Origin of the sequence: Streptomyces sp. NPDC079167 (assembly GCF_040686735.1) — a bacterium.
Classification (GTDB): Bacteria; Actinomycetota; Actinomycetes; order Streptomycetales; family Streptomycetaceae; genus Streptomyces.
Window position 1 is genome coordinate 112199 of sequence record NZ_JBFBLO010000023.1, and the last position, 7724, is coordinate 119922.

At 72.2% G+C, this 7724-nt stretch carries 9 protein-coding genes; 8 read left to right on the forward strand and 1 reads right to left on the reverse strand.

Annotated features, from left to right (window positions below):
• The first annotated feature begins 63 nt into the window (after positions 1–63).
• From AB0P41_RS32850 to AB0P41_RS32870, 5 genes are all read left to right on the forward strand, one after another.
• Positions 64–1608, forward strand: coding sequence for a Hint domain-containing protein (locus AB0P41_RS32850; RefSeq protein ID WP_365935760.1), 1545 nt, complete (start codon positions 64–66; stop codon positions 1606–1608).
• The gene (locus AB0P41_RS32855; RefSeq protein WP_365935762.1) at positions 1598–2119 is read left to right on the forward strand and encodes a hypothetical protein; all 522 of its coding nucleotides are present in this window, start codon (positions 1598–1600) and stop codon (positions 2117–2119) included. The genes AB0P41_RS32850 and AB0P41_RS32855 overlap by 11 nt, the downstream gene beginning before the upstream one ends.
• A gap of 289 nt (positions 2120–2408) precedes the next feature.
• The gene (locus tag AB0P41_RS32860; RefSeq protein ID WP_365935763.1) at positions 2409–2768 is read left to right on the forward strand and encodes a hypothetical protein; all 360 of its coding nucleotides are present in this window, start codon (positions 2409–2411) and stop codon (positions 2766–2768) included.
• A gap of 56 nt (positions 2769–2824) precedes the next feature.
• Positions 2825–4009: a hypothetical protein gene (locus AB0P41_RS32865; RefSeq protein WP_356713089.1), complete on the forward strand. Its 1185-nt coding sequence runs from the start codon at positions 2825–2827 to the stop codon at positions 4007–4009.
• Between the two features lie 83 nt (positions 4010–4092).
• On the forward strand, positions 4093–4860 hold the full coding sequence (locus tag AB0P41_RS32870) for a hypothetical protein (protein ID WP_365935765.1): 768 nt from the start codon (positions 4093–4095) through the stop codon (positions 4858–4860).
• On the opposite strand, the gene AB0P41_RS32875 is transcribed toward AB0P41_RS32870, so the two are convergent.
• The gene (locus AB0P41_RS32875; protein WP_356713093.1) at positions 4832–5221 is read right to left on the reverse strand and encodes a DUF192 domain-containing protein; all 390 of its coding nucleotides are present in this window, start codon (positions 5219–5221) and stop codon (positions 4832–4834) included. The genes AB0P41_RS32870 and AB0P41_RS32875 overlap by 29 nt on opposite strands.
• 105 nt (positions 5222–5326) lie before the next feature.
• Between AB0P41_RS32875 and AB0P41_RS32880 the strand changes: the two genes are divergently transcribed.
• From AB0P41_RS32880 to AB0P41_RS32890, 3 genes are all read left to right on the forward strand, one after another.
• The gene (locus AB0P41_RS32880) at positions 5327–6118 is read left to right on the forward strand and encodes an A24 family peptidase (protein ID WP_365935767.1); all 792 of its coding nucleotides are present in this window, start codon (positions 5327–5329) and stop codon (positions 6116–6118) included.
• A 122-nt stretch (positions 6119–6240) separates the two neighbouring features.
• Positions 6241–7059, forward strand: coding sequence for a class I SAM-dependent methyltransferase (locus tag AB0P41_RS32885; protein ID WP_356713097.1), 819 nt, complete (start codon positions 6241–6243; stop codon positions 7057–7059).
• A gap of 103 nt (positions 7060–7162) precedes the next feature.
• Entirely contained in the window at positions 7163–7618 is a 456-nt protein-coding gene (locus AB0P41_RS32890) for a hypothetical protein (protein WP_356713099.1), read from the forward strand.
• Positions 7619–7724: the final 106 nt, after the last annotated feature.

Sequence of the window (7724 nt, forward strand, 5' to 3'; positions counted from 1 at the left end):
TGGCGGAGGTTTGGGTCCGCGGGCCCAAGACCGGTGCTCGGTACGGTGGTTAGCGTCACAGGCATGACAGGTCCGGGGGAAGTACGGCGTCGGTTGCGCCGCTGGGCGCGGGGGAGAACCCCGCGCACCGGCGCGCATCTGCTGGGACTGCGGCGTGCGCGCCGGGGCCAGCGTGGGCAGGGTGCGATCGAGTACGTCGGCCTGGTCATGGTCGTCACGGCGATCATCGGTGCGCTGGTGGCGACGGGGATCGGCGCCGAGCTGTCGGACAAGATCAGCGCGCAGGTGTGCCGGGTCACCGGGGTCGGTGACTGTGGTGACGGAGGGGACCCCGGGGCGCAGGATTCCCCCGGGGACGGTGAGCCCGTGTCCGACGACAAAGGCACGCCCGGCGACGGCACGCCCGGCGACGGCACACCCAGGTCACAGGCGCAGATCGACTACGACGCCGCGCTGAAGGAGCTCCAGGACGCCCAGAAGGCGGAGAGGACCAGCTCCGACAAGGCGTTGGAAGCGGCGAAGGAGCTGGCGAAGATCCTCGCCGAGGAGCTGGGGATCACCGACGCCCTGGACTGCATCACCAAGGGCGACATGGGCGCCTGCACGGAGACCCTGATCAATGTGCTGCTCAGCCTGATCGGGGGCGCGGTCGGGAAACTCGCGGCGAAGTACGGCGCGCCGTGGAAGTGGAAGAAGGCCGCGAAGCTCATCCAGGCGCTCAAGAAGCACGGCGGGGACCTGTACGACGGGCTGAAGGGCCTGGTCAAGAACCGTAAGAAGGTCAAGGACGCCGAGAATAAGCTCGCCGACGCGCAGAAGAAGCTCGACGCCGAGAAGAAGGACCCGCCGAAGAAGGACGACCCGAAGAAGGACGACCCGAAGAAGGACGAGCCGAAGCCCGAGGAGAGCTGCCCCACCCACAGCTTCCTGCCGGGTACGCCCGTGCTGCTGGCCGACGGTACCCAGACCCCGATCGAATCGGTCGGGGTCGGGGACCTGGTGCGGGCGACGGACCCGCAGAGCGGGGTGAGCGGCGCCCGGAGGGTGACCGGCACGATCACCACCCACGACGACAAGCACTTCACCACGCTCCGGATCCGGACAGCCGACGGCGGCTCGGCCCTGATCACGGCGACCGACGCGCACCCCTTCTGGCTCACGGACGAGAAGCGATGGGCGCGAGCGGGTGAGATCAGCGCCGGCGGCACACTGCGGACCGACCAGGGGCGGGACGTCCCGGTCCTGTCGGTCACACGCTTCGTCCGGATGCGGACCACCCACGACCTGACGGTCACCGGCCCGCACACGTACTACGTCGTCGCAGGTGACTCGCCGGTCCTCGTGCACAACGTGGACTTCCCGGGTGTGGGCACCATCGTCAGCGAAGGCGGTGTGACGATCCAGATCTACTCCAACGATCACGCTCCGGCACATGCGCACGTGAAGGGGCCGGGGAAGTTCGAGACCCGTATCGGACAGAACGGGAAGCCGCTGAAGGGCGATCCGGAACTGCCGCCCAAGCAGCGGGATATCGTCAACCGGAACATCACCAAGATCCGGAAGAACATCCAGGTATCGATGGAACGGCACAGGAACAATGGCTGCTGAGTCCGAGCACGGTCTGCCGGCACGTCTGTCCGCCCTGGACACGGCGGTGAACGGGGGTACGACGCCTCCGGGCGAGGCCACCTGGGAGGACGGCCACGCCCGGTGGGAGCTCTACCGCCGGGCCGCGGAGCAGCCCGCGGCCCACGCGCTCCTGCTGGACGCCGTGCGTGCGGAGACCGACGGGCCGCTGGCCTCGGCCGTCGTGGTCCTGATGCTGGAGAAGACGCCCGTCGCGGCCCACAGCAGCTGGACAGCCGCCCTGGACCCCGAGGTCCGGGACTTCGCCGAACGGCGCTCCCGGGAACTGGCGGTGCTCGAATCGCTGGACCGGAGCGCCCCCGACTGCGACCGCGAAGCTGTCGGCGCCTGGTCTGACTGGCTGCAGCTCCGGGTGGCGGGGAGCCGCGCGGAGAGCCACCGGCCCGTCCTGGAGCTGCTGGCCGAGCACGGCAGGACGAAGAGGATCCGCCGCACCGCGGCCGGGTCCCTGGCGGACATCGGCAACGCCTGATCCGAACAGAGGACCCGAGTTGGGTCCCTGGGCCCAAGACGGGACGCCGCCGTACCCCTAGCGTCTGTGCCGCAGGTGATCGACGCCCGTCCCGGCGCACCCCCCACGGCGCCGGGCCGGGCCGCAAACGGAAGCCGTACGCGTGCCCACGGCTGAGCCCATCCGGACGGCGGACCGGCCGCCGCCGACAAGCTGACCTGGGAAGCTGTCCGGATTCCCCCTGTCCCGAGCGCGCCCCCCGACCCCAGAATTCCGGGGATTGTCATGGGCACCTACAGGGAGGAACATCGTGAACCTTGCCAAGAGGCTCGGAACGACTTTCGCCGTCACGGCACTGCTCTTCGGTGGCGCCACCACCATCGGCGCCACCGCGGCCTCGGCAGCAGGCCCCTGCGACTACCGCTCGTACCAGAACAACTCCAGCGCCTGGGGCTACTTCCTCGGCTCGTACAACCTCAAGACCAGACCTGCGGCGGAGTGTTCCAACGTGAAGAAGTTCGGCACGGGAACCAAGCTGTACGTGTGGTGCACCATCGAGAACTACTACGGCAACGTGTGGGCCTACGGGCGCGTCGAGGGCACTGAGACCAAGGGCTGGATATCCGGCGACAACGTCTCCTACGAAGGCGGCAGCCTCAACCGCTGCTGAACCGGCGCCGGACGACGATGACGGGCATCGACTGCGCCGGGCTCATAATCGTTCGCATGCCCGATCAGCAGACGCGCGCCCGCCCGGACGCGCCCGGACCCCGCAGCACCCGGCCCCGCGCCACGGCCCTGCTCGCCGCCGCCGCACCCGCTCTGGGTGCCTACGCGGCGGTCAGGGCCGTCGGGCTCCTCGTCCTCTGGGTGTCGGCGTCGGCCGCAGGCAAGGACGCCCCGCACCTGCTGGGCGGGCGCTGGGACTCCGTCTGGTACCAGCGGATCGCCCAGGACGGTTACGGCTACACCGTCACCCTCCCCGACGGCGGCGTCCACCCCGACCTGGCCTTCTTCCCGCTCCTGCCGGCCCTGGAACGGGCCCTCGCCGCGGTCACCCCGTTCACCGTCCAGGGCGCCGGGATCGCCGTCGCCTGGGTGGCGGGGCTCATCGCCGCCTGGGGCGTCTTCGCCGTCGGAGCGCGGCTGTACGGGCGTCGGACCGGCGTGGTCCTGGCCGCGCTCTGGGGCGCCTACCCGACGGCGTTCGTCCAGTCGATGGCGTACACCGAGACCCTGTTCACCGCGCTCGCCGCCTGGTCGCTGTACGCCGCGCTCAGAGGCCGCTGGATCGCGGCGGGCGCGCTGTGCGTGCTCGCCGGGCTGACCAGGCCATCGGCCGCCGCGCTCATCGCGGCGCTCGTGATCGGCGCCGCCGTCGTCCTCGTACGGGAGTGGCGGGCCGGGGAACGGCGAGGGCTGGCACGCCGGAACGCGCGCATGCTGCTGGGGGTCTGCCTGGCACCGCTGGGATGGCTGGCCTACGTGGTGTTCGTCGCCGTGCGGGAGGGCAGCCCGTTCGCGTACTTCGACGTCCAGGCGCAGTGGGGCAACAGCATCGACGGCGGCCGGGCACTGGCCGTGTTCATCGCCGGACTGCCGCTGCCCGCCGCGCTCGGGCTCTGCGCCGCCCTGGGACTGCTCGGGTGGCTGGTGTTCCTCTGCGTACGGCAGCGACAGCCGCTCCCGGTGCTGGTGTACGGCATCGCGACCGTCGTCATCTCGCTCATCGGCTCCGGCTACTTCGGCTCACGCCCGCGGCTGATGATGCCCGCGTTCCCCCTGCTCCTGCCGCCGGCCGTCGCACTGGCCGGACTGCGTACGGCGCGCACGGGCACCGTCGTCGCCGTGCTCGCCGCCGGCTCCGCCGCGTACGGGGCATGGACGCTGCTGGGGCCGGGGCCGCCGTGAGTTGGGCCCACGGACCCACGCGTCGGGGGCACCCCGGTTGCTAGCGTGCTGATCCGGTGTCCGGCGGCCAGGAGCGGTGAGCGATGAGGGTACGGACCACTGTCGTGGCGGCGGGCGCGCTCGTCCTCTGCCTGGCGGCCGCCGGCTGCGGTCCGGACGGCGGCGAGGACGAGGACAAGGGCGCCGGCAGGAAGGCAGCCGCCCCGCAGACCCCCGAGTCCTCCTCCACCGCCACGCCCGGGGCCGGCTCCTCAGCCCCGCCCGCCGGCGAGGGCAGGACCCTCAGCGAGGCCGAGCTCGCGAAGGTGGCCCTCACCACGGGCGAGGTGAAGGGCTACGAGGTCGCGCCCCTGGAGGGCACCGACGAGCGTGGCACGGAGAAGGCCGGGACCGAGGCATGCCGGCCGATCGCCGCGATCATCAACGGCTCTCCCGAACCCGCCCCGGCCGCCACCGTCTTCCGTACGGCGACGGGCCCGGCCGAGGAGGGGAAGGACGGCCGGACCATCGTCACCGAGATCCTCACCTCGCACCCGAAGGGCGGTGCGCAGGAGCTGCTGCGCTCGGTCCGCGAAGCCGTAGGGGCCTGCGCGGGCGGGTTCCGTACGACGAGCGAGGACGGGCCGTCCACCTACACCGAGGTCAGGACGCTGCCGGCGCCCGAGGCCGGCCAGGAGTCCTTCGCCTACCAGGTGACGGGCGACCTGGAGGGGGTCGGGGTCCCGCTCGTCTTCCAGCTCGTACGCACCGGGTCGACGGTCGTCACCTTCTACGCGGCGAACTTCCTCGGCGGGACCGCACCGGAGATCCCGGCCGCGCTCGTCACCGCGCAGGCGGCGAAACTTCCGTAGCGGATACGGATACCCGCACCCGCGTCCCGGGCCGCAGGCCCCACCGCTCCATCGCCCCGGCCTCCGCCTCCACCACATGGCGGGCGCGGAGCCTGGGCAGACCGAGCCGGCCCGGCTCCATCGTGCGGACCGCCAGCACGTCCAGCTTCCGGTCCAGGTACGCCACGTCGATGGCGAACCGCATCCGGAAGGTGTGCACACCCCCGCACGGGGTGATCAGCAGCGCGCCCTCGACGCCGTCGACGCCGAGCAGTCCACGCGTCCGCGCCCGGTACGAGGCGGCGACGCGCAGCGGCACCTCCCGCGCCCCCGGGCCCGTCCCGACCACCAGTGTCCCGCTGCCGTCACGCCATCTCCCCATGGGGACCGACCGTAGCCGTCCCGCCCCGGATGTGGGTCCGGAACGGCGCGCTGTGGGCCCCCGGGCCCAAGACCCCGCCGCGCGGGGCGGATTAGGGTCGGATCCGTGGAAGCCACTCTGATTGCGGTCGCCGCTCTCTGGGGAGCCGCCGCCGGGCTGCTGCTCCCGCGCGCCGCGTACCGCTTCTCCGTCGAGCCCGAGGAGCCCTGGAGGGACGCCTGCCCCGCCGGGCACGCGCTCACGGGGCCCGCCCGTGGGTGGCTCGGCCCGACGAGATGCGCGGCGTGCGCCGTGGCCGTCCCCTCACTCCCGGCAGGCGGCGCTCCGGGGCCGCCTGCACCGTCCGTACGGGACCGCTACGCCCCCGGCGTGCTCGCGCCCGTGGTCACCGTGCTCGCCTGCGCGGCCCTCGCCGCGGCCACCGGGACCCGCCCCGAGGCCGCCGTCTGGGTGCTGCTGGCGCCCGTCGCCGTGCTCCTCGCCGTCATCGACCGCCGCGTCCACCGGCTCCCCGACACGCTCACGCTGCCGCTGGCCGGTGCCGCCGCCGTACTCCTGGGCGGGGTTGCCCTGCTGCCCGAGCACGGCGGGTCCTGGACATCGGCGCTGCTCGGCGGAACGGCGCTCGGCGGCTTCTACTTCCTGCTGTTCCTGATCAACCCGGCCGGCATGGGCTTCGGGGACGTGAAGCTCGCCCTCGCGCTCGGCGTGGCACTCGGCTGGTACGGCTGGGCGGCGCTCTGCGTGGGCGGCTTCGCCGGGTTCCTGTTCGGCGCGCTGTACGGGGCGGGGCTGATGCTGGTGCGACGCGCCGGGCGCAAGACAGGCATCCCGTTCGGCCCCTTCATGATCGCCGGCGCCCTGACCGGCCTGCTGTTCGGGGGACTCGCTGCCTAGGGGCTGTCCCGCCAGGGATCACGGGACAGCCCCTGACGCCGGCCCGTACGAGCTTCACCCCGTGCACGGACGTACGGAATATCCGGTCGCGCCGGACCCCGGCGGGCTGACACCCTTCCGGTATGACCGGATCGTCCTCTCCCTTCGTCCCCTCCGCCTCCGACAAGCGCTTCGACACCCTCGTCGCGGAGGCCGATGCCGTCTCCGTCGACGGCTGGGACTTCTCATGGCTCGACGGGCGGGCCACGGAGCAGCGTCCCTCCTGGGGGTACGCGCGCGCCATGGCGGACCGGCTGGCACGGGCCGGGGCGGCGCTCGACATCCAGACCGGGGGAGGGGAGGTGCTCGCCTCCGCACCCGTGCTGGCACCTCTCACCGTGGCCACCGAGTCCTGGCCGCCGAACGTCGCCCGCGCCACGGCCCTGCTGCATCCGCGCGGCGCCGCGGTCGTCGCGGACTCCGACGAGCCGCCGCTGCCCTTCGCCGACCGGGCCTTCGACCTGGTCGTCAGCCGGCATCCGGTGCGGACCTGGTGGGACGAGATCGCCCGGGTCCTGGCCCCCGGAGGCACGTACTTCTCCCAGCAGGTCGGCCGGGAGAGCGTGTTCGAACTCGTCGAGTACTTCCTCGGCCCGCTCTCGCCCGAGCAGCGCGCCGCCCGCGATCCGCGGCGCGCGCGGGAGGAAGCGGAGACCGCCGGACTGGAGGTGACGGACCTGCGCTCCGAGCGGCTGCGCGTCGAGTTCCTCGACATCGGCGCGGTCGTCTACTTCCTGCGCAAGGTCATCTGGATGGTTCCGGGGTTCACCGTCGACGCCTATCTGCCGCAACTGCGCTCCCTCCACCGGCAGATCGAGGAGGAGGGCCCGTTCGTCGCGCACAGCGCCCGCTTCCTGATCGAGGCACGGAAGCCGGAAAACGCCCCGACGGCCCTACGCTGAGGGCGGCTTCACAGGCCCCGGATGCAACGGCATCACCTGCCCCTCCGTCCTACCCATGAGTAGTGCGACCCTGGTGGTTGAGCGCACAACGAAGGAGCAGGTCATGTCGGTGGGAAGGGAAAAGCCCGGCGGAGAGATCAGCCCGCCGGCCGGCCGGCCGCGCCACGGTAAGGCCGACTGGCTCACGGGCGCGCGGATCATCGCCGTCCACGGCCTGTTCTACCGGCCCGAGGGTCGCGCGGGGGAGCCCGAAGCCGTCGAATTCGTGCTGGAAGGCGGGCAGTCGGTGCTGCTGACCTGCGCCTCCGACCACACGCTGAGCATCACCTCCGGGGCCTGGCCCGGCCTCCCCGACTGGTGTGTGCCCGCGGGCCAGTGGCAGTTCGAACAGCTGAGCCGGCTGCCTCCCCCTCCGTACGGCGGGGCATGGACGGTCGTCGGCACGCAGGAGCGGCGCGACGAGTACGGCGAGGTGCGCGAGGCCGTACTCCGGTGCGAGAACGGCGACTTCGTGATCCTCGGCGGTGACACGGTGGCGATCCGCTTCGTGGCCGCCTGAGTCCGGCGGGTCCTAGGTCGTGTCTGACAAGTACTGCTTGAGGGACAGGGCGCTGATGTATCTGATGTGCGCTGGCCCCGTCGTGTGAGGGCGGGCTTGGGCCGCT